Consider the following 23,723-nt stretch of genomic DNA (forward strand, 5'->3'; position numbering starts at 1 on the left):
GTTCTCTTGACAACCACGGCGGCGCGGTCCCCCGCGCTCGCACCGTGGCAGAGCGAACGGGGGCACTGAATCCCCTGCCCTGTCAATGCGACCTGTCGGTACCAGCGGGCCGGTCGGAAATATCTGGAGCGTGTTTAAAATATCCACGACCGACATCCAGAATCCCAAGCTCAGTGTCCTCGTCCGGAACGCCCGGCATCGCCTCGGAATGACGCAGCGCCAGCTCGCAGAACTCTCCACCGTCAGCCTCCGGGCCATCCGCGACCTCGAACTCGAGCGCACCCGTGCCCCGCGGATCCAGACCGTCCGGCTGCTCGCCGACGCCCTCCGGCTCAGCAAGGCCCGCCGGGCCGAGCTCGAGGCATCCGCCGGACCCCTCGCCGGCGAACTGCTCATCGAGAAACTGACCGCACCGTCCGCACCGCTCGGCCCGATCATCGGCCGGGCCCAGGAGTCAGCCGCGCTGGCCGCCCTTGCGGAGTCCTCCGGCCACCGGCTGGTCAAGGTGTCGGGCATCCCCGGCGTCGGGAAGACCCGGCTCATCCACGAGGTCGCGTCCGGCCTGCACCGCAGCGGCCGGATGCCCGCGATCTGCCTGGACAGCGCCCCGGGCGCCGGACGTCCCCGCACGCTGCTCGAACGGATCGCCGGCGCCCTGGGCTGCGGTGCCACCCAGGACGACCTGGCTGCCGCCGTCGCCGCCGGCGACCTGCTCCTCACCGTCGACGCGCGCGACCTCGACGAGGACGACGAACTGGAACTGCGCCTCCTGCTGCACCGCTGCCCCGGCCTGCGGGTGCTGTACGAGACGCTCGACGCGACGCAGGGGACGGGCGACCCGGTGCTGCTGATCAGCCCGCTGGCCGTCCCCGACCTGCTCCCCGGCCGCGCCGACGCCGGTCCCGCGGTCGAGTTCCTGCGCTCGCGCTGCCCCCGGATAGACGCCCAGGACACCGACGACGCCGCAGCGGCGGCCGCGCTCGACGGCATCTGCCGCCTGCTGGACGGCATCCCAGCCGCGCTGGCAACTGTCGCCAGCTGGCTGGAGGTCCACGAGCCCACCGACCTGCTGGCCATCATCGCCGGCTCGCCGGCCGTGCTGACCAGCATGCTCGGCACCATCCCGGCCCAGCCGGACGGATCGTTGATCGACTGGCTGCGGCACATCGTCGCCGCCCTGCCGGAAGCCGAAGCCGCGGCGCTGCGTCACCTCGCCCACGCCGAGCCGTGGACCGCCCGCGAGGCCCTGAGACTGCTGGCCGGCACACCGGACGGAACCTTTCAGACCCTGCACGCCCTGCAGGCCCGCGGCCTGGCCCGAAAGGTGGAGGCCGCCGGGGACGGGAGCGGGCAGTTCGTGATCCTGAACGTGGTCCGGCACGTCCTGGACGTCGACGCGGCCGCCCGGGCCCCGCGAACCGGGTGCGAGCGGTGCGCGGGCGACGGCAGCCGGGCGGAGAGCGCCTCGGCGATCCTGGTGCAGTGCCCGCACCGGCGCAGCCTCACCACGTCGGAAGCAGCCCGCTGACCGCCGCGGGGGCCGGCGGACCGGCCGGCCGCCGGGCGGGTCGGCGGGTTGGACCGGTGGCGGTACCCGTGACCGCACCGGCCACCCCCCTCGATGCCCCGGGACACCGAAGGCCGTCCGCCCGGCCCCGTCAGCGGGCTGCGGCGGCGGGCCGGAGCCCGGGGGCCGGGCGGTCGCCCGGGAGCCGGGCGGCTATCTCGTCCATGACCTCCTCGCGGCCCTCGTAGGGGAACTCCTCGCGGGGCCAGTGCACGACCATGTCGGTGAAGCCGATGCCGGCGTACAGCTCGGCGGCGCGGGAGAAGTCATCGGCGGACACCGTGGTGCCGTCGACCATCCCGCCGGTGAGCAGCAGCCGCCCGAGGGTCGCCGGATCGCGGCCGGCCAGTTCGCAGGCCCGGTCGAGGGCGTCCATCTGGCGGCGGAACAACGGCAGGAGCTGGTCATAGGGCCGGCGTTCGAAGTTGCCGGCCTCGCCGGCGGTTATCCAGAGGTCGCCGTGCTCGGCGGCCACCCGCATGCCGCGCGGGCCGGTCGCGGCGACCGCGAACGGCAGCCTGGGGCGCTGGACGCAGCCGGGATGCAGGTGCACCTGCCGGGCAGTGAAGAACTCACCCTGGTGGCTGGTCTCGGGGTTGCGGAGCAGCCGGTCGGTCAGTTCGGTGAATTCCGCGAAGCGGCGCCCGCGTTCGGCGGGGCCGGGTGAGCCGCCGCCGGTCGCCTCATCGTCGTACGCCCCGGCCCCCGCGCCCAGACCGCAGATGATCCGGCCCCCGGAGAGGTCGTCCAGCGCCATGAGTTCCTTGGCGAAGGTGACGGGGTGTCGGAAGGAGGGGCTCGCGACCATGGTGCCGAGGCGGATCCGCGAGGTCACGCAGGCGGCGGCAGCCAGTGTGGGCACCGCCGGGAACCACGGCTTGTCGCGCAGCCAGCGCCACATCAGGTGGTCGTAGGTCCACGCATGGTCGAAGCCGAGTTCCTCGGCCCGGGTCCAGCGCCCCTGCGACACGGCCCAGCGGCGGTCGGGCAGGATCAGCACACCGTACCTCATCGGTTCGTTCCTCCTCCTTCTCCTCGTTCAGACCGTTTGCGGTTGCAGATCAAGGGTGCTCGGGACGGGCCCGGCGGCGTGCTCGGCGACCCGGCGCAGGACGCCGGGCAGGTCGCGCCCGATCGCGAGCACCGACTCGTCCCGGAACTCCGGCGGCAGGGTCTCACCGGTGCCACCGAGGTCGAGGCCGTATGCGCAGAGGTCCGCGGTGGCGGCCTCCAGGCGACCGAGCAGCTGCGGGACCACTTGCGCCTCGGCGCCGGCCATCCGCGTGGTCAGGAAGTAACTGTCGTACAGCACTTCAGCCAGGGCGGGGCGGCGGGCGCCGACGGGCGCCTCCTGGAGCAGCGAGCCGCCCTCGGGGACGAGCCGGGCAGCCACCCCGGCATGCACCAGGTGGCTGACCGCGACCGTGCGGCGCACCTCGTCGGCGCCGGGGCCCCGGCCGAGCCAGCTGAGCTGGCGGCTGCGGAAGACCGGGCGGACGGCGGCGAAGTCGGCGGCCCAGGTGCCGCTGAAGCCGGGGTGCGCCAGGAACATGGAGGGACGGATCAGCGCCTCGTACACCTCGCGCGGGCAGGAGGCGGTGTAGAGCAGCATCGCGCAGTAGCCGCGGACATATGCGATGACGGCGTCGACAGCGACGGCCCGGCGGTGGCCCTCCGTGCGGGCGACGGTGCGGATCTCCTGGGCGAGCAGCCGCCAGACGGCGAAGGAGATCTGATGACCGGTGATCCAGCGGAACCACGGGATCCGGGGGTCGCCGTCCGGGACCCGGGACCCGGGCACGGTCGGGGCGGCGCCGGTGAGCAGGGTGGGGGCAAGCGCCTCCGGGCCGGTCCCGTCGGCGGTTTCCAGGCCCAGCCGTTGAAGGTCCTCGCCGGGGACGGCGGCGGTCGGGAGGATGAGTGGTTCGAGGCCGTAGGGGCGGCCGCCGAACGTCCACCTGGCAGGAGCCGGGAGGGGCGCCGACAGGGTCTCGAAGCTGATGCTCACGACGCGTCCGGCACGTAGGTGAACTCGAACTCGAGGCCGTTGACGTCGTAGGTGTAGAAGCTCTGGACGCCGTCGGCATCGACGTCGATCCGGGTGGGGCCCTCGGATCTGGCGAAGGAGTAGCGCCCGCTGTCGTGCAGTTCGATCCAGCGTTCGCGCCAGCTGTGCAGCTGCTCGGGCGACTCGGCCTCCAGACAGGTGTGCTGGAACCGGGCCGTGTTGTCGCCGGGCGGTCGCCCGTCCTGGCCGGTGCGCTCGAACAGATGGAACCGGGCGTCCCCGACCAGCACCTCGGTCAGCCGGGTGATGCCCGGAAGCCGGCTGCGCGTCAGCTCCGAGAACCTGTGGAGCGTCCAGGTCTCGCGGGCACCGAAGTAGTCGAGATACCAGGCCAGGCAGTTGTCCAGATCCGCAGTCTGTATACCGATGTGGTGATGGTGAACGGTCATTGATGAGTCCTGTCGCTCGCCCGGTTCGGAGGCACGGGGGCTGCGGCAGTGGCCGGGCACCCGCTGGGTTCCCGACCACCGTGGGGCTGTCCGAGTGCGGGAGTCGTCGTTCCCCCCGGTCCGCTACTTCTCGATGCGCTGCAGATTGGTGTGGCGGTACAGGTCCGTCACCCGCTTGACGATCCGCTCGTCGTCGCTCAGCCGGGCGATCTCCCTCATCGTGCTCCAGACGAAGTCCGGGCCGCCGTCGGTGCGGTAGTGCTTCCGGATGACGAGGCCGAGCACCTCCATGATGTTCTCCTCGTCGATCACCCGCCCGAGACCGTGCAGATCCTCGCGCTCGGTTGCACCCAGCTCCGGCCGGTCGCAGAGGTTGGCGTCCGGGATGCCGCCAGACAGCTCCGGACCGAAGCTGAAGAGGTCGTCGACGGCGGGCACGTCGGCCACGTCGACCAGCAGGTGGACGCGGCGGGTCTCGCCGACGACACCGGCGCTGTGCGGCCTGGTGACGTCGATGAACCAGACCTCGCCCTCCTTCATCCGGTAGACCGCGTCGGACTCGTTGAACATCGCGTCCTCGCCGGTGGCGAGCACGATGTGCACCCGGTGCGCGATCCGCGACTTCGACCGGTCGTCGGCCAGTTCGACGTAGTCGCAGTGCGGGACGAGCACGCTGTTGGTGAGCGCCACCAGCCGCGCGAAGGTGATGTGCTCGGTGACGAAGTGCTTCCGGATCAGTTCCTGGACGTACGGCAGCTTCGCCCCGTCGCTGGTGAAGTCCGCGGGGACGGCGGGGTCGAACTGCGACAGGACGGACCCCTCGCCGCCGCCCGGGGTCATCAGCATCGCGCTCTTCCACGGCCGCCCGCAGACGAACTCGTCGTACGGCTCGGCGAAGTTGATGCCGAGGCTGCGCTCCAGGTCCTCCGCCAGCCTCGCCCGGTCCAGGTCGATCTTGCCGATCAACTGCGTTCGCATTGCTCACTCCTTGACTGACTCGTCTTGCCGCAGCGGAATGCGATCGCCGCGAGGGAGGCCGAAACGGCACGGCGGGAATTCACCCGGGAGATGGTGCGAGGAATATCGTTCCGGATATCTGCGGTTCGGCCGCGAGACACCTACGATAGGTGGGCCGCCCGAGCCGGACGGGCAGCACCGGCGGCAAACCGGAGGCAAACGCGGGGCCGCCGGGACGGGGCCGTCATCCGGCGTGAAAACCCGGGACAAGGGTGCCGAGGCCGGCCTTCTCTGCCGTCACCCGCACCAGCTCTGCCACCGCGAGATCGAGAATGCCGAGGCCGAACTGCGAGTACACCAGCAGTTCCCCGGAGCGCCGGCGGGCCGGGGCGTCACCGCGCAGCACCTCGCCGAGCGTGGTGCGGATGAACTCTCTGTGCCCGCGGCGCTGTTCCAGCAGGTGCAGCGAGGTGTTGACGCGCAGCACGTGATCGACGTCGTCCACGACGTTGTCGTACCGTCCGATCTCCTCGGGCAGGATGTCGCGCACCGACATGTGCAGCAGAGTCGCCCCGGCCGGGCAGCCCGACAGGTCAGTGAGATGCGGCGCCCGGGTGTTGGTGGCGATCGACACCAACGGGGCCGCGCGCAGCACCTCCTCGGCGGATGCGGCGGCCTCCACCGTCAGGTCCGGGGCGAAGGTGTGCACCTGCTCGGCGAAGACACGTGCCCGTTCCCCGATCACATCGAACACCAGCAGCCGGTGCACCGGGCTGTACACAGCTTGCAGGTAGCGCACGATCGAGAGGTTGATCGGGCCGCAGCCGATCGCGCCGACCACCTCCGGGGCCTGCTCGCCGTGCAGCGCCGTGGCCGCGAGGGCGGCGCTCGCGCCGGTACGGTGGACGTTGACCGCGGAAGCCTCCATCAGGGTGGTCGCCCGCCCGTCGGCGGGCGAGTTCAGCACGATGACCGAGGATGCCCGGTCCTTGCCCACCCGCACGTTGCCGGGGAAGGACGAACTCCACTTCACGCCCGCCACTTCCTCCCCCGCATCCAGGTACGCCGGCATGCCGACGATCCTGGCGCTCGGATCGGACGGGACGGCGAGGAAGGCGGACAGCGGCACCGAGGTCGCGCCCGCCGCGTGCGCCTCGTACGCCGAACGGACCGCCGCCAGCACGTCCCCGGACCGGCCCTCCAGGCACGAGGCGACCTGGTCGCGTGCCAACACCACTACAGCGCCGCTCACTTTGCAGCTCCTCGGGATCCTGTTCGTGCACACCGCGCCGCCATCAGCCGCGACCGGCCGGCCCCGCCGCCCGTCCCGGTCCCGGCCCACGGCGAACCGTCCCGGCCGCCGCCGTGCGGAATGCTGTCCGCCGCGGACGGCGGCGCGGTCGCTGCGGAACTGCGCTGTCAGGACCCACCGCCGCCTCCCGTCCGTGCGTCGCCGTCGACGGTGGCCAGGCTCGCCGGGCGCATGTCCGTCCAGTGCGCCTCGACGTAGTCCAGGCAGTTCTGGCGGCTGTCCACGCCGTGCGCGTGCTCCCAGCCCGCCGGGACGTCCACGGCCGCCGGCCACAGCGAGTACTGCCGTTCCGCATTCACCAGGACGAGGAACTCACCGTCCGCGTCATCGAATAGTGCGCTCACTGACCCTGCCTCCGGTGTGCTGCGCCGCTCGCAACGGCCCTGTGCGATACGTCACCGACCGTAGGAGGCCCGCCCGCCGCCGACCGGCAGCATCGGAGGCATGCGAGCGGCAGATTCCGCAGCCGACCGCAACGGCCCCGCGGTTGTGCGCCGCGGAGCGCCGGCGGCCGGCGTCGCCCGGGCAACCGCGGTCGGGTCAGCTCACATGGGGCCGCAGCAGGCGTTCGGCCTCGGCGAGGTCCACTCCGCGCCGGGCGGCGTAGTCGGCCAACTGGTCGGGACCGATGCGGCCGATGGAGAAGTAGCGGGCCGCGGGGTGGGCGAAGATCAGGCCGCTCACACTGGCGGCGGGAGTCATCGCGAACGTTTCGGTGAGGTCGATGCCCTGCGCCGTGGCGTCGAGCAGGTCGAAGAGTTCGCGCTTCTCGGTGTGGTCGGGGCTGGCCGGGTAGCCGAGGGCAGGGCGGATGCCGCGGAACCGTTCGGCGTGCAGGTCACCGATCAGCGGGTCGGCGTCCGGTTCGAACCAGTCGCGGCGGGCGCGCAGGTGGATGAACTCGGCGAATGCCTCCGCGAGCCGGTCGGCGAGTGCCTTGACCATGATCGCCCGATAGTCGTCCCCTTCGCTCTGGTACCGGTCGGCGAGTTCCTCCGCGCCGTGGACGGCGACCGCGAAGCCGCCCAGGTGGTCGTCGGCCGGGGCGACGTAGTCGGCCAGGCTGCGGTTGGGCCGGCCGTCGGGCTTGACGGTCTGCTGGCGGAGCATCGGCAGCCGGACGCCGTCGACCACGAGGTCGTCGCCGTCGGAGTGGGCGGGCCAGAAGCCGTAGACGCCCCGGGCCTGGAGGGCGTCGTCCGCGATGATCTTGTCGAGCATGGTCTGGGCGTCGTCGAACAGCTCGCGGGCGACCGGCTGGTCGAGGATGGCCGGGTACTTGCCCTTGAGCTGCCAGGCCAGGAACAGGAACTGCCAGTCGATCAGCTCGCGCAGTTCGCCGAGGGCGGGCGCCATCGCCCGGACGCCGGTGAAGGCGGGCGTCGGCAGCTCGGAGAAGTCCGGCACCTCACGGTTGGCACGGGCCCGGGCAAGGCTGAGCCGGGCCACCTGGCGGCGGTTCTCGTGCTGTTCGCGCAGGCGCTGCTGATCGGCCCGGTTGTCGGTGTCCAGTTCGGCCGCCCGGGCGGGATCGAGCAGGTGGCTGACCACACCGACGACCCGGGACGCATCCAGCACGTGCACGGTCGAGCCGTCGTAGGCGGGTGCGATCCGCACCGCCGTGTGCTGCTTGGAGGTGGTGGCGCCGCCGATCAGCAGCGGGACGGACAGGCCGCGCCGGCGCATCTCCTCGGCGACCCCGACCATCTCGTCCAGGGACGGGGTGATCAACCCGGACAGGCCGATCGCGTCGGCGCCCTCGGCAGCCGCGGTATCGAGGATCTTCGCCGCGGGGACCATCACGCCGAGGTCGATCACCTGGTAGTTGTTGCAGCCGAGAACGACGCCGACGATGTTCTTGCCGATGTCGTGGACATCGCCCTTGACGGTGGCGAGCACCACCTTGCCCCGGCCCGGCCGGTCGGTCTTCTCGTCCGACATGAACGGCTCCAGGTAGGTGACGGAGCGCTTCATCACGCGGGCGCTCTTGACCACCTGGGGCAGGAACATCTTCCCGGAGCCGAACAGGTCCCCGACGATCTTCATGCCGTCCATCAGGGGGCCCTCGATCACGTCGAGCGGGCGGCCGAGCAGGTGCCGGGCCTCCTCCGTGTCCTCCTCGATGAAGTCGACGACGCCGTGCACCAGCGCGTGCGAGAGACGTTCCTGGACCGAGCCCTGGCGCCAGGACAGGTCGACGGTGCGCTTGCTGGCGGTACCGGTCACGGTGGAGGCGAAGGACACGAGCCGGTCGGTGGCGTCAGGTCGGTGGTCGAAGAGCACGTCCTCGATGAGTTCCAGCAGCTCGGCCGGGATGTCCTCGTAGACCGCCAGCTGGCCGGCGTTCACGATGCCCATGTCCAGGCCTGCCCGGACGACGTGGAACAGGAAGGCCGAGTGCATGGCCTCGCGGACCACGTCGTTGCCGCGGAACGAGAAGGACAGGTTCGAGATGCCTCCGCTGGTGCGAGCGCCGGGGCAGCGCTCCTTGATCAGCGGCAACGCATCGATGAACGCCTTGGCGTAGCCGTTGTGTTCGGGGATGCCGGTGGCGACGGCCAGCACGTTCGGGTCGAAGATGATGTCCTCGGGGGCGAAGCCGACCCGGCCGACCAGCAGATCGTAGGCCCGCCCGCAGATCTCCACCTTGCGCTCGGTGGAGTCGGCCTGGCCCTGCTCGTCGAAGGCCATCACCACCGCCCCGAGGCCGAAGTCACGGATCTGCCGGGCCTGGGCCAGAAAGGGTTCCTCGCCCTCCTTGAGACTGATGGAGTTGACCACGCCCTTGCCCTGGACGCAGCCGAGGCCGGCCTCGATCACGCTCCACCGGGAGCTGTCGATCATGATCGGGATCCGGGCCACCTCCGGCTCCGTCGCGATCAGGTTGAGGAAGGTGGTCATCGCCTCCTCGCTGTCGAGCAGGTCGGCGTCCATGTTGACGTCGAGCAGGTTGGCGCCCCCGCGGACCTGGTCGAGCGCCACGTCCACCGCGGCCTGGTAGTCCTCGGCCTCGATCAGCCGGCGGAACTTCGCCGAGCCGGTGACGTTGGTGCGCTCGCCGATCATCACGAACCCGGTGTCCGGGCCGATCTCGAACGGCTCCAGACCACTGAACCGGGTCGCCGCCGGCGGCGCTGCCACCACGCGTGGTGCGACACCGCGGACGGCCTCGGCGATCCGCTCGATGTGCTCCGGAGTAGTGCCGCAGCAGCCACCGACGATGTTCACCAGACCCGACGCGGCGAACTCGCCGATCAGCCGGCCGGTCTCCTCCGCCGTCTGGTCGTAGCCGCCGAAGGCGTTCGGCAGGCCCGCGTTCGGGTGGCAGGCCACGTGCGCGCCGGCCAGCCGCGCCAGCTCCGCCACGTACGGGCGCACCTCGGCAGCGCCCAGGGCGCAGTTCACGCCGACGATCAGCGGCTCGGCCCGCTCGACGGACCGCCAGAAGGCCTCCACGGTCTGGCCGGACAGCGTCCGTCCGCTGAGGTCCACGATGGTGACCGAGACCCAGAGCGGCAGGTGGGGGGCGGCCTCGCGGGCTGCGGCGATCGCTGCCTTGGCATTGAGGGTGTCGAAGATCGTCTCGATCTGCAGCACGTCCACGCCGCCCTCGGCCAGAGCCGCCATCTGCTCGGCGTACGCCGCCTTGACCTGCGCGAACGTAACCGCCCGGTACGCCGGATCATCCACGTTCGGAGACAGCGAGAGCGTCACGTTCAGCGGACCCACCGAGCCTGCCACGAACCGGCCGCCGGCCTCGTCGGCCGCCTGCCGGGCGAGCTGCGCACCGCGCACGTTCATCTCGCGGACCAGGTGGGTGAGGCCGTAGTCGGCCTGCCCCAGGGAGTTCGCGGTGAACGTATTGGTGGTGATGATGTCCGCGCCCGCCGCGAGATAGCGCCGGTGCACGTCCAGCACCAGATCCGGACGGGTGAGATTCAGCAGGTCCGGATCGCCCGTCACGTCCTGCGGCCACTGATCGTCGATCAGCTCGCCCCGGTAGTCGGCCGGCCCAAGGTCGAGCTGCTGCAACAGCGTGCCCCAGGCTCCGTCCAGCACCAGGACCCGCTCGCTCATCAGTCCCCGCAACGTCTCAGCAGCGCCGGTCCCACGAGAATCCTTCACTTCGACCACCTCCACAGAAAAAATCCATCGGAAGCGCCCTTGGCCGAAAGGAATCCCTGGTCGAGCGTGGCGGGACAGAACCCGTTGCAGCGCCTCTCGACCCGGGACCCAGCTTATCGGATTCGTCGGGCGCATTCACGAATGAGTCCGCCGCGTGATCGCTTTCGGCCTTCCGACGGCGGCCCGGGCACGGGCAGGCCGGGCCTGGTCCAGCACGGCCGACATTCCGGCAGGCGTCGGGTTTTCGAACAGGGATTTCAGCGAGACCTCGACCTCGAACTCGTCCCTGATCCGGTTGAGCAGCCGGGTCGCGGTGAGGGAATCGCCACCCAAAGCGAAGAAATTGTCCCGTTCTGACACATTGCCACATTCCAGGAGATCGGAGAAAAACTTGCTCAAAGTTTCCGTCCGCATTTCGGGACGGTGCGACCGGGAGCGCCGGTCGGCCTCCGGGGCCGGACCGGACGGCTCGGCCGGGAAGAGGTGAGCGGCCAGGCCGGCCGGGGTCGGCTGCTCGAACAGCAGCCGCAGCGGCGGTTCGGTGCCGAGGGCGGTGGCGAGACGGGCGGCCAGTTCGGCGGCCCGCAGCGAGCTTCCGCCCAGTGCGAAGAAGCTGTCGTCGGCCGCCACCCCGGGAACGCCCAGCACTTCGCCGAAGACCCGGCACAGCGTCCGCTCCGCGCCGGTGCGCGGCGGCCGCCCGGCCGCCTCCCGGGACTGCTCGGGCAGGGCCGCGCGGTCCAGCTTCTGGTTGGGGGTGAGCGGCATCCGCTCGAGCCCCACGAACGCCCACGGGACCATGTGGTCGGGCAGTGCCCCGGCCACGTGTGCACGCAGCGCCGTCGCGTCGACCGGCCCGGCTGCCGGCACCACGTAGGCGACCAGCCGCTTCGTCCCGGCCCGGGACGGGGCGGCGAGCACCACCGCCTGGGCCACCGCGGGGTGGCGGCGCAGCACGGACTCGATCTCGCCGAGTTCGATCCGGTAGCCGCGGATCTTGACCTGCTGGTCGGCGCGGCCGAGGAAGACCAGGTAGCCGTCACCGGTCCAGCGGACCAGGTCGCCGGTGCGGTACATCCGGCTGCCCGGCCGGTCGAAGGGACTGGCGACGAAGCGCTCGGCGGTCGCGGCGGGTCGGTTGAGGTAGCCGCGGGAGAGCTGTGCGCCGGCCAGGTACAGCTCGCCGACCACCCCCGCCGGGACCGGCCGCAGCCAGCCGTCCAGCACGTACCCACGCATGTTCCCGATCGGCCGGCCGAGCAGTGCCCGGGCCGGCCAGTCCGCGCCACGGGCCGGGAAGGAGTGGGCGACGGCGAGGTGGGTCTCGGTCGGGCCGTAGTAGTTGTCCAGGCGGCGCCGCGGGTTTTCGAAGAACGCCTTGAGGCGGGGGGACAGGGTCAGCGCTTCGCCGCCCTGGGCGATCATGCGCAGTTCGGGCAGCCGAGTACCGGTGCGCTCGGCGGACTCGCACAGCGCGTCCAGCACCAGGTTGGGCAGGTTCATGTCGTGCACGTCGTGGTCACGCAGCCAGCAGGCGAACAGGTCCACGTCACGGCGGGCCTCCTCCGGCGGGACGACCAGGGCGCCGCCGCTGGTGGTGGCCCACAGCACCTCGAAGGCCGAGGTGTCGAAACTGAGCGAGGAGTACTGCGCCATCCGACCGGGCGTCAGATGGGTCCCGTACCAGCCGAGCAGGCTGACCATGGCGGAACCCGGCATGATCACGGCCTTGGGCCGGCCGGTGGAACCCGAGGTGTAGATGACGTACACAGGGTGGCCGGGCCGCAGCGGGGCGAGCCGGTCGGCGTCGGTCAGATCCGTCGCCGGGAGGTGCCCGAGCCGGTCGTCGCCGACCGGCTCGGTAAGGGTGAGCACCGGAGCGGCGTCGGTGCGCATGAACGCGATCCGGTCGCCCGGGTAGGCGGGGTCGATCGGCAGATAGGCACCGCCGGCCTTGAGTGTGGCCCACAGCGCCACGATCACGTCGACCGAGCGCTCCATCATCAGTGCGACCACCGACTCAGGGCCGACGCCCTCGGCGACCAGGTACCGGGCGAGGCGGTTGGCCCGGGAGTTCAGCTGGGCGTAGGTGAGCACGGTGTCGCCCATCTGCACGGCCGACCGGTCCGGGGACCGGGCCGCCTGTGCCTCCAGCAGCGCGGGCAGCGTGGTGGCAGGTACCTCGAACGCGGGGTGCGCGCTGCTCCACTCGGCCAGGATGCGGTGCCGCTCGGCCGGGGCGAGCACCTCGACGGCGCCGACCGGGCGGTCCGGGTCGGCGGTGGTCGCGGCGAGCACCCGCAGCAGCCGGTCGCCGATCCCGGCCACCGTCGCCCCGTCGAACAGGTCGGCCCGGTGACGGATCATCAGATCAATGCCGTCCGGGGCGCCGCCGGGAGCGAACCGCTCGGTGAAGGCGAAGGCGAGGTCGTACCGGACGGGCGCCGGCGGGGTGCGGTGCGGACGGGCCTGCACGCCGGACATCCGCAGCCTGGCCCGGTCCGCGGACCCGACGGTCACCAGCACCTGGAACAGCGGGTGCCGGGCCGGCGACCGGGGCGGGTTGACGGCGTCCACCAGCAGCTCGAAGGGGATGTCCAGGTCGGCGATGGCATCCAGGAGGGTCGGCCGGATCCTTGCCAGCAGCGCGCTGAACGACGGGGCGCCGGACAGGTCGGTGCGCAGCACCAGGGGATTGGAGAACGGGCCGGCCGTCTCGTGCAGGTCGGCCGCGCCACGCCCCTCGGCCAGGGTGCCGAGCGGGATGTCCTCCCCGGCGCCGAGCCGGTGCAGCAGCACCGCGACGGCCGCCTGGACCACCATGAACACGGTGCCCCGGACGGACCCGGCCAGCTCGCGCACCGCACGGTGGGTGACAGCGTCCACCCGCAGCAAGGTCTCCGCGCCGCGGGTGCTGCCCGCCGCGGAGCGCGGCCGGTCGTAGGGCAGGGTCAGCTCGTCGGGCATGCCGGTGAGGAGCGCGGCCCTCGCCCGCAGCCGGTCGGCGGCGGGTCCGGCCTGCAGGAACGCGTCCTGGCGCAGGGCCAGGTCGGCCTGTCCGGCCGGCCGGGCAGCCGGTCCGGGGAGACGTCGGCCGGCGACGCGGGCGGTGTACGCGGCGCCGAGGTCGCGGGTGAGCACGTCCAGGGTCGCCTCGTCGGCGGCGGCGCGGTGGGTGAGCAGGAGCAGCAGGTGTTCGGCAGGCCCGAGCGCGAGCAACCACAGCCGCAGCGGAGCCTCGACGGCCAGGTCGAAGCGGTACCCCGTGAGGGTGTCCAGCCGTTCCTCGGCCTCCCGCTCGTCGATCTGCTCGACCTGGAAGGCCGGCCTGAAGTCGACGCCCCTGGCAACCGGGACGCCCTCGACGGCGGAGTGGAGGGTGCGCAGCACCTCGTGCCGCCCGGCCAGGTCGTCGGCAGCAGCGCGCAGCGCAGCCCGGTCGAGCGGCCCGGACAGGTGCCAGGCGAGCGGGACGGTGTGCGCGGCGGCATTGCCGTCGAGCAGCGCCAGCAGGAGCAGGCTGCGCTGGGCGAGCGCCGGGCGCGGCCCCGCGCCGTCACCGGCGGTGGCCGGCGCCGCTGCGGCGGGCGCCCGTTCCACCACGGCACGCAGGGCCCCGATCGTCCGGTGGTCGATCACCTCCCGCACCGTGATGTCCGCGCCGACTTCGGCCCGGATCAGGTTGGCCAGCCGAACGGCCGTCAGGGAGTCGCCGCCCAGCGCGAGGAAGTCGTCCTCCTCGGTCACCCGGGACAATCCCAGGGTTCTAGCGACCAGTTCGCACAGTATCGTCGTCCGGACCCCGTGACTCATGCCAAACCCCCAGTTTCTTCGTCTTCTAGGACACCGGCAACCGGCCCTGTGCCCGGTGCTCCTCAGACAAGGACAGGTCGGCGTCCGGTCCGGTGGGCGGCGCCGCGCCGCGCGTCGAGGTGGACGTACACCCGGTGCAGCCAGCGGTCGCGGCCGTCGTAGCGCGGAGTGAAGTCGGTGCGCCCGTGGGCCACCAGACGGTTGTCGAGGAAGACCAGCTCGCCGGGTACCAGGACCAGCGGGGCGGACACCTTGGTCAGGCCCTCGCAGAGGCGGTCCAGGGCGGCGCGGGCGGTGTCGTCGAGCGCGATGGTGGCGTTGAAGTCGACCCGCAAATCCGGATCGTGGGCGCTGCCGCCGAGCACCGGGTGCGGCATGGTGGCGCCGCCGGCGCCGAAGGACGGTGGGGCCTCGGTGACGAAGCGGGGGCTGCCGAGCACGGCCAGGGCCTCCTCGTCGAGCAGCGGCAGCGCCCGGCGGACGGAGGATACCAGGGTGCCGGCCCCACCGTCGCGGTCGGCGCGCAGGCACAGCAGACCGACGAGGTCGGGCCGGCAAGGGTGGAAGGCGTTCTCGGTGTGGAGTTCCAGCGAGACGGAGCCGGCGTTGCTCTGCGAGGCGGCCAGCGAGCGGACCGGCACCACATCCTGGACCAGGGCGCCGTGCTTCTCATTGCGGTAGGCAACGACCTCGCCGAGGTGCTGGCCAAGCAGCATGGCCACCGCCGAGGGCACGGCGGCCACCCGCTGTACGGAGTCCCGGACCGTTGGCGTGTCGGGCAGGGTGTCGAGGTCGACCGGCAGTCCGGCGATAGACAGGATGCCGGACTCGCCGGGGTCGTGGCGCAGGGCGCGCAGTGCCTCGGCGAGTCGCACCGGTAGCCGGCAGGCGATCCGGCGGGCCTCGGCCAGCCAGTCGGGGTCGTCCAGCAGACCGGGCGGAGCGGCTGTCAGCTCCTCGGCGAGAGCGCGGACGTCGGCTCGCTCCTGGGGGCCGAGTTCCAGGCGGAGGACGTCGACGGGGGCCGGGGCGGATGTCGGGGCGGTCACGCTGCTGCCTCTCGTCGGGTTACGCGGTGGGATCACTGTTCGAGCCGGCTTCGCAGGTCCCGGACGTCGACCTTGCCGTTCGCGGTCAGCGGCAGGCGGTCGACCGTCACGAAACGAGCCGGAATCATGTAGCCGGGCAGTCGTCCGTCGAGGTGGGCCCGCAGCTCCGCGCCGGTCGGCTCGGCGCCGGGCGCGGGCAGCAGGAAGGCCGCCAGGCCCTGGGCACGGCCGTCGCCGTGCGCGAGCACCACCGCCTCGGCGACGCCGGGATGGCTGCGCAGCTGCTCCTGGACCTCGCCGGGCTCCACCCGGTAGCCGCGGACCTTGATCTGGTGGTCCACACGTCCGAGGAACTCCAGTGAGCCGTCGGTCAGCCACCGGGCCCGGTCGCCCGTGCGATACAGCCGGGACCCGGGCGGGCCGTACGGGTCGGCGAGGAACCGTTGCCCGGTAAGGCGCGGCCGGCCCAGGTATCCGCGGGCGACTCCCGCCCCGCCGATGTGGACCTCGCCGGGAACGCCGACCGGCACGGGCTCCAACTGCCCGGTGAGCACGTACATGGTCGTGTTGGGGATCGGGGCGCCGAGCGGCACCAGGGTTCTGGCGGGCACCCGGGTGAGCACGGATCCGGAGTTGCCGACGGTGATCTCGGTGGGGCCGTACTCCGTGGCGACGGCGGTCCCGTCGGGCCCGGCTGCCTCGATCCAGCGGGCGGCGAGGTCAGCGGTGAAGGCGTCGCCGGCGGCGATCACCAGACCTGCCAGGCCGCCGGTCTCCTCGGGCGTCAGGTCCAGGCTCAGCAGGTCGAGCTGACCGGGTGTCATCTTCAGGAAGCTGTAGGGCGCGCCGGCGACGAGCCGTTCGCCGAGTTCGGCGGGGGGCAGCGGGTCCGGCAGCAGGTGGACGGTCTGGCCGGCCAGCAGCGGGGTGAAGAGGTTGGGGATGCCGAGGTCGAAGGAGATCGAGGAGAACGCGGCGGATCCGCCGCTCCCCCGGCCGGCGTAGGCAGCCACCGTCCACAGCAGGTAGTTGGCCAGCCCCCGGTGCTCGACCATGACGCCCTTGGGGGTCCCGGTGGAGCCCGAGGTGAAGATGACGTAGGCGAGGCGGTCGAGGTCTGCGGACCGTACGGGCAGCGCGAGCGGGGTGGACGGCCGGGCGGCGATCTCCTCCCGGTGCCCGTCGACCAGGACGGGCCGCAGGCCGGTCACCCCGTCGAGCAGCGGCAGCCGGGCGGTGTCGGTGATCACCACGGTGCAGTCGGAAGACTCGGCCATCAGGCGAAGCCGCTCCGGAGGCAGGTCGGGGTCGAGCGGGAGGCAGGCCGCGCCGGACTGCCACACACCGAGGAAGGCCGGCAGCAGGTCCGGACCGCGGCGCAGGCAGACCCCGACCAGGTCATCCGGTCCGGCGCCGAGGGCAGCCAGGTGATGGGCGAGCCGACCGGCGCGTTCGTCGAGCTGCCGGAAGGTCAGGCCGCCGGGGTCGCAGCGGACCGCGGGAGCGTCGGGGGTGCGCGCGGCCTGGGCGCGGATCAGCCGGTCGACGCTCTCCGGCCCGCGGGGGGCGTCGGTTCCGCGGGCCCAGGTACGCAGCACGAGTTGGCGTTCGGCGGCAGGCAGCGGGGCGGCGAGCGCGTCACCGTCGGGGCCGGCCGCCATGGCTTCCAGCACCAGGCGGTACATGGCGCCGAGGGTGGCGAACCGCTCGGCGGTGATCGCCCCGGCGGCCGCGGCCAACCGCAGCCCGGCGCCGACCGGTGCGGCATGCAACCCGTACCCGCCGGCGTCACCGCCGCCGGCGCCGAACAGGATCGTGTCGGCGCGCCGTGCACCGGGACCGGGGCGAACGGGGTCGGCCGAGCGGAGAGCCTTGGAGGTGCTCCGGACCAGCTCGCACCACGTCGCGGCCGTTGCCATGGGGACGGCCACGGCGGGACCGCCGCCGGGCGGGATGGCACGGGTGCAGGTCCCGGTGTCCTCGGTCAGGGCGGTCAGTACCTTGACGTGCGCCGCGAGAAGCAGGTCGTAGCGGGTCGCGTCGGCAGCGTCAGCCAGGGCGCCGAGGCCCTCGACCAGGTCGTCGAGGGGGACGGCTGCGCCGCGGGGCCCGTCGGCGGCGGTGTCCGGCTGCCAGGCGGTGGGCAGGGTCAGGAAAACGGTCACAGCGGTCCCTCCTGGTGGTCGCAGGGCGGCGTCGGTACGAATGCGGCTATGGGCGGGCTGCGCTCGCCGGTACTGACGGTTCGGCACCGGGGCGGGGGCCGGGGAGCGCGTGCGCGGCAATCGCGTCGGCGTCGCGGACGAAGTCGCCCCACGGACCGGGCCGCCCGAAGCCGACCTGGGTGAACCAGCGGGTGTTCTCGGTGGGCACGCCGATGACGTACAGGCCGGCGTCGATACGCCCGGTGCGGTCGACCGGGTGGAACGGGCTGGGGGTGACGGCCACCCCGCCGGTGCGGAAGGTCTGGTCGGCGTCCCGGTTGACGAACTCGGTCCACACGCCGCGGGCACGCAGGTTGCGGGTGAGTGCCGCCGGATCGCGCTCCAGGTGCGGCACGGGGACCCGCGCGTCGATCACGTGATCGACGCGTCCGAGCGAGCCGGCCACCTGCGGCGAGGAGACGGTGAAGCAGCCGAGCCCGGGGTCGGCCGCGACGCGCACCCCCGGTCCGACGACCCGGAGCACTCCGGCGTCCATCAGGGCGAGCGCCTGCCGCAGCCGCACCGGCGGCGGGCCGGCGACCAGCAGACTGCTGATCGGCACGAAGGACCCGAGGAAGGCATCGCGGTGCGAGGCCGGGTGGAGTCCGCCGAAGTCGACGCACTCGCGCACCACCCATCGCGTGTCGCGGACCACGTCGAGGGCTGCCATCAACGGCGAGTCGACGTTTCCACGCTCCGCCTCACGGACGCTGGCGCGCAATATCGCGGCGAGCGCCCGGGCGAACGCGGCGGGGTCGGCGAAGCCTTGTCCATCGAACGGGCGCGCCATGACGTGCAGGTCGATCCGCGGGAGACAGCTGCCGTGCCGGGCGGCCAGCGCGGCGATGTCGGGAAGGACGTCGGCGCCGGCCGCTTCGGCGGTGAACGCCTCGGCGACCGCGGCGCCTCGGGTGCGGCGCAGTCCGCAGGCTTCGTAGGCGAGTTCGATCTCGGCGGTCAGCCAGGGCAGGACGTCGGCGGTGAAGTCGAGGACCCGCCCGGCCGCGTGCCGGCGCACCCGGTCCGGGGTGAACAGGACGGGCCGGAACGGCTGCCCGGCAGACCTGTGGTTGTCGCCCTTGGCGAGCAGCGGCAGACCGCTGCGGGAACCGGCTGCCACGACGGGTTCCCGGCCGCTCGGCCGATAGCGCAGGCTGCCGTCGGCCCTGCGGCTGAACCGGCCGCCGCGGCCGACGGTGAGAGCGGCCATCACGTCGTAGAACGAGAGGCCGAGGCCGAGGACGCCGACGGACGCACCGGGCGGGATGCCGTCAAGGCGCATCTCGGCGGGCGAGTCACCGCGGGTCCAGCTCAGCCCGGGACGGTCGACGGCGAAGGCCAGCAGGTCGCGTTCCGTGCCGTCGGCGGGCGGGGGCGCTGCGTGACCGGTCGCCAGGACGACCCGGTCCGCGTCGAGGCGGCGCCCCCCGCGCAGGGTGAGGCGGTAACCGCCGTCGACAGGTTCGAGGTCGGTGACAGCGGTGCGCAGGCGCTCCAGCCCGGCCCTGGTGGGCAGTCCGGCCTCGATCGCGTCGAGGGCGAAGCGCAGGTAGCGGCCGTAGGTGCCGCGCGGTGCGTAGCCCTGCGGACCCGGGTGGCCGGGAGGCCCGGCCGGCCCGGACCACCACCGGTCGAAGGAGGGTCCGGCGCCCGCCCGGGCAGGCCCGTCGTCGGGCGGCCCGGAGAACGCGGAGATCAGGCCGACCGGGGTGTTCATCACAAACCACTCCGGCTGGTCGGTGCGGTAGATCCGGCCGCACCCGACTTCCACTTCGTCGATGAGGTACAGCTCGACCGGTGGTCCTGCGGGGTGGGCGCCGAGCCGGGCCGCGAGCCTCTCGATGACGCCGAGGCCGCGCGGGCCGCCACCGACGACGGCTACGCGCCAGGGTCGCGGCATGGTGGTCCCCTCCCGGGGGCAGTGGTCGGACACGGGTGCTTCTCAGGCGTGGCAGGTGAGCGGTCGGCCGCCGTTGTAGACGACCATGTCGCGGTACGCGGCGGCGGTGTCGATCCGCGCGCCCGGGCCGGCGCCGTCGAGTTCGGCGTAGGCGCGGTGCAGGTTGCCGACGATCCGTTCGACATCGAGGAGTTCGCGGTAGTCGCCGAGGTCGGTCTCGAGCGCCGCTTCCAGCGGTCCGAGTCCGGCGTCGCGGGCTTCGCGGGCGGTTTTCTGCACGAAGTGCAGGTAGCCCAGGGCCTCGTCGATCACCTCGGGTCCGCAGACCGGCCCGTGACCGGGGACGATGGTGCGCGCGCCGAGCGGGCGCACCACCTGCTCCAGCACCTCGATCGCGCCGCTGAGCGACCCCGCGAGCACGAACGGTGCGCCGCCCTTGAAGAGCAGGTCGCCCGCGAAGAGCACGGAGCGGTCCGGGAGGTGCAGGACGGAATCGTTGGTGGTGTGCGCGGGCCGGCCGACGTGCGTGATGTCGCAGCGCAGCTCGTCCGACCAGAGGGTGACGCCGTCCCGGTACGTGAGGAAGGGCGGGGCAGGGGTGAACGCGCCGTACTCGATCTCGGTCCACATACCGCGGTTGCGCGGCTCGCCGAAGGCCAGCACTTCCTCGCGGGTGCGTTCGTGGCCGACCACGGTGGCTCCGGGGACGAGGTGGTTGCCGAAGGTGTGGTCGGCGTGGTGGTGCGTGTTGACGAGGGTGCGGACCGGGCTGCGGGTGACCTCGCCGATCGCGTCCAGGAAGGCGTGTGTGCGGGCCTCGGTGGCGCAGGTGTCGATGGCGGTGACGCCCTGGCGGCCGGTCAGGAAGCCGGCGTTGTTGAGGAACCAGCTCCCGTCCGGCTGGATGTAGGCGTAGACGCCGTCGTCCACCTCGACGGTGCGGGGGGCGCTGCTGCGGCTCACCGGGCGCCGCCGAACAGGGCCGGGACGGGCACGCTGCCCTTCGTGGACGGGAACCCGGACAGCTCGGTGCCCAGCCCCTCCGCGCGGGCGCGCCGGTGGGCGTACGCAGCGACCGCAACGTCCTGCAGCGGGGAGCCCACGGACTTGAACAGGGTGCGGGCCGGTGGCGGGGTGTCGGAGGTCCGGCCGCACAGCTCGGCGAGGGTGATCACCCGCTCGCGGTCCAGGGTCCCGGCCCGGAGCGCGGCGACGGCATCACCGGATTCCTCCAGGGCCTGCAGCCGGTCGACGACCACGAGTCCGGGTGTTGCCCACACGCCGGTGTCCAGTTCGCGCTCCTCGGGCAGGGTGGAACCGGTGGAGCTGATGTGGACGCGGGCGGGAAGCCGGTCCGCGAAGAACGCCGGCCCGTTGCCGGCGGTGTTGGTGGCGACCAGGACCAGGTCGGCGTCAGCGACCGCCTCGGCCGCGTCCGCGACCGGGTCGATCCGCATGCCGAGCCGTTCGCTCAGCTCCCGGGCGAAGCCCTCGCGACGCTCGGCACGCGGGCTGTGCACCCGGATCCGCTCCACGTCCAGCAGTCCGCTGATGACGGTGGCCTGCATGCGGGCCTCGGCGCCGGAGCCGATCACACCGATCCGCCGGGCGTGCGGCGCCAGTTTCGCCGCGGCCAGACAGGCGGTGGACGCAGTGCGCAGCACCGTCAGGTAGTTGCCGTCGACCGCGGCGAGGAACTCGCCGGTCACGATGTCGAACAGGTTCACCTGGAACCTGACCACGCCGTCGACCAGGTGGAACTCCTTGTAGCCGACCACACCCAGGCCCGGCAGGGCCGCTGCCATCAGCCGCAGCCAGCCGCCCTCGAAGCGCAGGTTGACCCGCTCGGTGATCTCCGTACGGCCGGCCCATTCCTCCCGGTAGGCGGACTCCAGGGCATCGAGCGCGCCCTGCACGTCGACCGTCCGGCGGACGTCCTGGTCAGTGAGAATGATCGTCATCCGTCTGTCTTCCTTCCACGGGCGGGCGCACGGCCTGTCCGCGTCGTCATCGAGGTCCCCCGCAGTCCCGACTCGGCTCGCCGCCCAGAAGATCCGCGAGGAGGTACGAGGACTCGTCCAGCACGAAATGGCTGGTCGGGTACATGTACAGCGAAAATGACCGACTGGTCTCCCAGCGCCAGGCCGCTATCGCCTCGTAGCTCACGTTGAGGTCGTGCAGGCCGCCGACCACGACGATCGGCACGTCCAGCGGTGGTCCGGGTACGTAGCCGGTACGCTCGATCAGCCGGTAGTCGGCCCGCAGCACCGGCTCGAACATCTCCATCAGGTCGGGATCGCCGAGCACTTCCGGCGCGACCCCGCCGAACTCCGCGACTTTCGCGAACAACTCGTCGCGGGGCAGCAGGTGGAACGGCGAGGCGACGGAGCGGACCGAGGGTGCCTCGATCCCGGAGACGGCCAGCAGCTCGGGCCGCGGTCCGCCGGTCTCGCGGAGTCGGCGGGCCAGCTCGAACGCCACCACACTGCCGGAGCAGTGCCCGAACAGGACGAAACGGTCGCGCATCAGCGGCGCCAGCACACTGCACAGCGTGTCCAGCAGCTCGGGCATGTCCTCGATCGGCGGCTCGTCGAGCCGGTTCTCCCGAGCGGGGAAGCGTACGGCGCACAATTCGACACTGGCCGGCAGCCGGTCGGCCCAGCCGGTGAAAACCGAGGCGCCGGCCCCGATGTGGGGGAAGCAGATCACGCGCACTTCCGGTGTGGCGACCGGCCGAGGCCGGACCACCCACTTGCGGTTGACCAGCGCCCCTCTCACGGCCTCCTCCATGCGGACGGGGTGTATCCGTCGGTGCACCGGCACCCGGCGAACTGCGTCACGACGGCATGCACGCCATGGCCGGTGAACGGCGCCACCACCCCGGCCGACCGGCCTGCGCCCTTTATTCCACGGAAGTCTTTGCAGACCTCCTCGAGCGGGCTGACGGGTAGTTCCCTGCTCTCACCCATTACCGGGTACTGCGCGTGACGGGCGGGTCCCCGGCGTCCCAAGGCAGTGCCCACCGAATGGCCGGGAACGGTTGTCCCAGGAGTTCTCGAAAAGTTCGTGGACGTTACCACGAACATTTCGCCGTCCTCGATGGCCTCCCCCTGCAGGTGCTCCGCCTCGTGACGGTTGATGCAGCGAGGTATCGGACCTTCCGGGATCCGCTGCGCGTTCTTCACTTCACCAACTCCGACTTCATGACATCGGTCACTCCAGGATCAGCCACCAGCGGGCCGAACCAGTCGAGGCCGTAGTCGAACCGGTGCGCCCGGACATCGGACGCCAAGCGGCTCCAGGCAAGTCCGGCCGAGCCAGCGTCCCGCTCGTCGGCGAGGAGCACCAAAGGACCGTCATGGGCCGTCGGCCGGTAACGGCTCAGCGCCCAGTCCAGGCCCGCTGCGATCCGCTGCAGGCGGGACAGATCCCCCGGGGTCGTGTCGTCGTCGTACCAGCCTGCCTCGCGCAGCAGCGCCAGTACCCGCTCGCCCTCCTCGTCGCCGGCCAGACCGAACCGGGCCACGACCAGCGCCAGCCGCCGGTCCAGCGCATCGTCGAACTTCACGGGCTCGGCTGGCAAAGCAGGTGGCTTCACCAGCATCAGCCGGGCTACCTCGTGCCCGAGCCGCCGCAGCCACCGAGCCAGCTCAAAGGCCAGCACCGCCCCCGAGCCGACTCCTGCCAGGAGATACGGGCCCCGCGGCTGAACCTCCAGCAGGGCACCAAGCAGATCCTCGGCGAGGTCCGGAATGGTCGCCGACCATGGCATTACCCCCGAATTGCTCCGCAGCGACAGCCCGTACACCGCACGTCCGTTGCCCCAGGTCCGCGCGGCCTCACGCTCCGCCTCGACGTATTGCTCAGACAACACGACGAACAACGGTTCCGCAGTCCCGTCCACGGCCAGCGGCACCACCGGACCGTTGCCGGGGTCGCCGCCGCTTGCGGCCCGCAACACCCGCGGCACCGGCGCCCGGACATCCGGAACGCCGAGGGTCAGGCTCTCGGCGAGTCGTGCAGGCGAAGAGTTCCGGAACACCGCCGAACTGCGCACCGGAATTCCGCGCCTCCGTGCGGCAATAACGACGTCGATCACCCTCAGCGAATCCCCGCCGTGATCGAAGAAGTCGTCGTACGGCTGGACAGGGACCCCGAGGACACCCTTCCAGATGTCGCAGAGTTCCTTCTCGATCTCCCGATACGATCTGTTCTCTCCAGTCACCTCATGGAGAGTACGAGTTGCGGTGTACCGTCATCGGCAATTCTACGGGCAACTGAAGGGCAATCCGCTGCCCGCGTACCGCCCGCCCGCCGGTTGGTCGCGGACGTGAACGTC

Annotated in this window: 16 protein-coding genes and 1 pseudogene; 1 reads left to right on the forward strand and 16 read right to left on the reverse strand. The window is 72.1% G+C overall.

The genetic code is table 11. The features are described 5' to 3' along the window. The first annotated feature begins 85 nt into the window (after positions 1-85). Positions 86-1,528: a helix-turn-helix transcriptional regulator gene (locus OHA30_RS04100; RefSeq protein WP_328912416.1), complete on the forward strand. Its 1,443-nt coding sequence runs from the start codon at positions 86-88 to the stop codon at positions 1,526-1,528. A 130-nt stretch (positions 1,529-1,658) separates the two neighbouring features. Here the strand turns inward: OHA30_RS04100 and OHA30_RS04105 are convergent, their stop codons facing one another. The 16 genes and pseudogenes from OHA30_RS04105 to OHA30_RS04175 all read right to left on the reverse strand — a co-directional run bounded on the left by OHA30_RS04105 (position 1,659) and on the right by OHA30_RS04175 (position 23,609). After that, on the reverse strand, positions 1,659-2,579 hold the full coding sequence (locus tag OHA30_RS04105) for an LLM class flavin-dependent oxidoreductase (RefSeq protein ID WP_328912417.1): 921 nt from the start codon (positions 2,577-2,579) through the stop codon (positions 1,659-1,661). Between the two features lie 27 nt (positions 2,580-2,606). Continuing rightward, positions 2,607-3,575 (reverse strand): hypothetical protein, encoded by a 969-nt coding sequence (locus OHA30_RS04110; protein WP_328912418.1) that lies wholly within the window; start codon positions 3,573-3,575, stop codon positions 2,607-2,609. After that, positions 3,572-4,024: a VOC family protein gene (locus tag OHA30_RS04115; RefSeq protein WP_328912419.1), complete on the reverse strand. Its 453-nt coding sequence runs from the start codon at positions 4,022-4,024 to the stop codon at positions 3,572-3,574. The genes OHA30_RS04110 and OHA30_RS04115 overlap by 4 nt, the downstream gene beginning before the upstream one ends. 123 nt (positions 4,025-4,147) lie before the next feature. After that, positions 4,148-5,002 (reverse strand): aspartyl/asparaginyl beta-hydroxylase domain-containing protein, encoded by an 855-nt coding sequence (locus OHA30_RS04120; protein ID WP_328912420.1) that lies wholly within the window; start codon positions 5,000-5,002, stop codon positions 4,148-4,150. A 223-nt stretch (positions 5,003-5,225) separates the two neighbouring features. After that, positions 5,226-6,233: a 2,3-diaminopropionate biosynthesis protein SbnB gene (gene sbnB / locus OHA30_RS04125; protein ID WP_328912421.1), complete on the reverse strand. Its 1,008-nt coding sequence runs from the start codon at positions 6,231-6,233 to the stop codon at positions 5,226-5,228. 167 nt (positions 6,234-6,400) lie between these two features. Continuing rightward, positions 6,401-6,637, reverse strand: a complete 237-nt coding sequence (locus tag OHA30_RS04130; protein ID WP_328912422.1) for an MbtH family protein — start codon at positions 6,635-6,637, stop codon at positions 6,401-6,403. Between the two features lie 196 nt (positions 6,638-6,833). Further along, positions 6,834-10,553 carry a methionine synthase gene (gene metH / locus OHA30_RS04135; RefSeq protein WP_443045035.1) on the reverse strand — a complete coding sequence of 1,240 codons (3,720 nt, stop codon included), beginning with the start codon at positions 10,551-10,553 and terminating at the stop codon, positions 6,834-6,836. Further along, entirely contained in the window at positions 10,554-14,231 is a 3,678-nt protein-coding gene (locus tag OHA30_RS04140) for an amino acid adenylation domain-containing protein (protein ID WP_328912424.1), read from the reverse strand. A gap of 62 nt (positions 14,232-14,293) precedes the next feature. Next, on the reverse strand, positions 14,294-15,280 hold the full coding sequence (locus OHA30_RS04145; RefSeq protein WP_328912425.1) for a TauD/TfdA family dioxygenase: 987 nt from the start codon (positions 15,278-15,280) through the stop codon (positions 14,294-14,296). 32 nt (positions 15,281-15,312) lie between these two features. Then, positions 15,313-15,588, reverse strand: a complete 276-nt coding sequence (locus OHA30_RS33895) for an AMP-binding enzyme (RefSeq protein WP_443045124.1) — start codon at positions 15,586-15,588, stop codon at positions 15,313-15,315. Continuing rightward, a pseudogene (locus tag OHA30_RS04150) lies at positions 15,586-17,199 on the reverse strand (amino acid adenylation domain-containing protein); the annotation flags it as partial. The gene OHA30_RS33895 and the pseudogene OHA30_RS04150, both read right to left, overlap by 3 nt. A gap of 292 nt (positions 17,200-17,491) precedes the next feature. Then, positions 17,492-19,384, reverse strand: a complete 1,893-nt coding sequence (locus OHA30_RS04155) for an FAD/NAD(P)-binding protein (RefSeq protein WP_328912427.1) — start codon at positions 19,382-19,384, stop codon at positions 17,492-17,494. A gap of 42 nt (positions 19,385-19,426) precedes the next feature. Continuing rightward, a complete protein-coding gene (locus OHA30_RS04160; protein WP_328912428.1) occupies positions 19,427-20,347 on the reverse strand; it encodes an MBL fold metallo-hydrolase in 921 nt (306 codons plus the stop codon). Beyond that, positions 20,344-21,345 (reverse strand): ornithine cyclodeaminase family protein, encoded by a 1,002-nt coding sequence (locus OHA30_RS04165; protein WP_328912429.1) that lies wholly within the window; start codon positions 21,343-21,345, stop codon positions 20,344-20,346. The genes OHA30_RS04160 and OHA30_RS04165 overlap by 4 nt, the downstream gene beginning before the upstream one ends. Positions 21,346-21,391: 46 nt before the next feature. After that, the gene (locus OHA30_RS04170; protein WP_328912430.1) at positions 21,392-22,174 is read right to left on the reverse strand and encodes a thioesterase II family protein; all 783 of its coding nucleotides are present in this window, start codon (positions 22,172-22,174) and stop codon (positions 21,392-21,394) included. Between the two features lie 391 nt (positions 22,175-22,565). Further along, positions 22,566-23,609 (reverse strand): thioesterase domain-containing protein, encoded by a 1,044-nt coding sequence (locus OHA30_RS04175; RefSeq protein ID WP_328912431.1) that lies wholly within the window; start codon positions 23,607-23,609, stop codon positions 22,566-22,568. Between the last annotated feature and the right edge of the window lie 114 nt (positions 23,610-23,723).

This window comes from Streptomyces sp. NBC_00223 (assembly GCF_036199905.1).
In the GTDB taxonomy this organism is placed as follows: Bacteria; Actinomycetota; Actinomycetes; order Streptomycetales; family Streptomycetaceae; genus Actinacidiphila.

Coding starts and splice junctions, on each gene's coding strand:
- OHA30_RS04105 (WP_328912417.1), bottom strand. CDS start 2,579: ATGAGGTACGGTGTGCTGATCCTGCCCGACCGCCGCTGGGCCGTGTCG.
- OHA30_RS04155 (WP_328912427.1), bottom strand. CDS start 19,384: ATGCCGCGACCCTGGCGCGTAGCCGTCGTCGGTGGCGGCCCGCGCGGC.
- OHA30_RS04140 (WP_328912424.1), bottom strand. CDS start 14,231: ATGAGTCACGGGGTCCGGACGACGATACTGTGCGAACTGGTCGCTAGA.
- metH (WP_443045035.1), bottom strand. CDS start 10,553: ATGCGCCCGACGAATCCGATAAGCTGGGTCCCGGGTCGAGAGGCGCTG.
- OHA30_RS04100 (WP_328912416.1), top strand. CDS start 86: ATGCGACCTGTCGGTACCAGCGGGCCGGTCGGAAATATCTGGAGCGTG.
- OHA30_RS04120 (WP_328912420.1), bottom strand. CDS start 5,002: ATGCGAACGCAGTTGATCGGCAAGATCGACCTGGACCGGGCGAGGCTG.
- OHA30_RS04170 (WP_328912430.1), bottom strand. CDS start 22,174: ATGGAGGAGGCCGTGAGAGGGGCGCTGGTCAACCGCAAGTGGGTGGTC.
- OHA30_RS04115 (WP_328912419.1), bottom strand. CDS start 4,024: ATGACCGTTCACCATCACCACATCGGTATACAGACTGCGGATCTGGAC.
- OHA30_RS04165 (WP_328912429.1), bottom strand. CDS start 21,345: ATGACGATCATTCTCACTGACCAGGACGTCCGCCGGACGGTCGACGTG.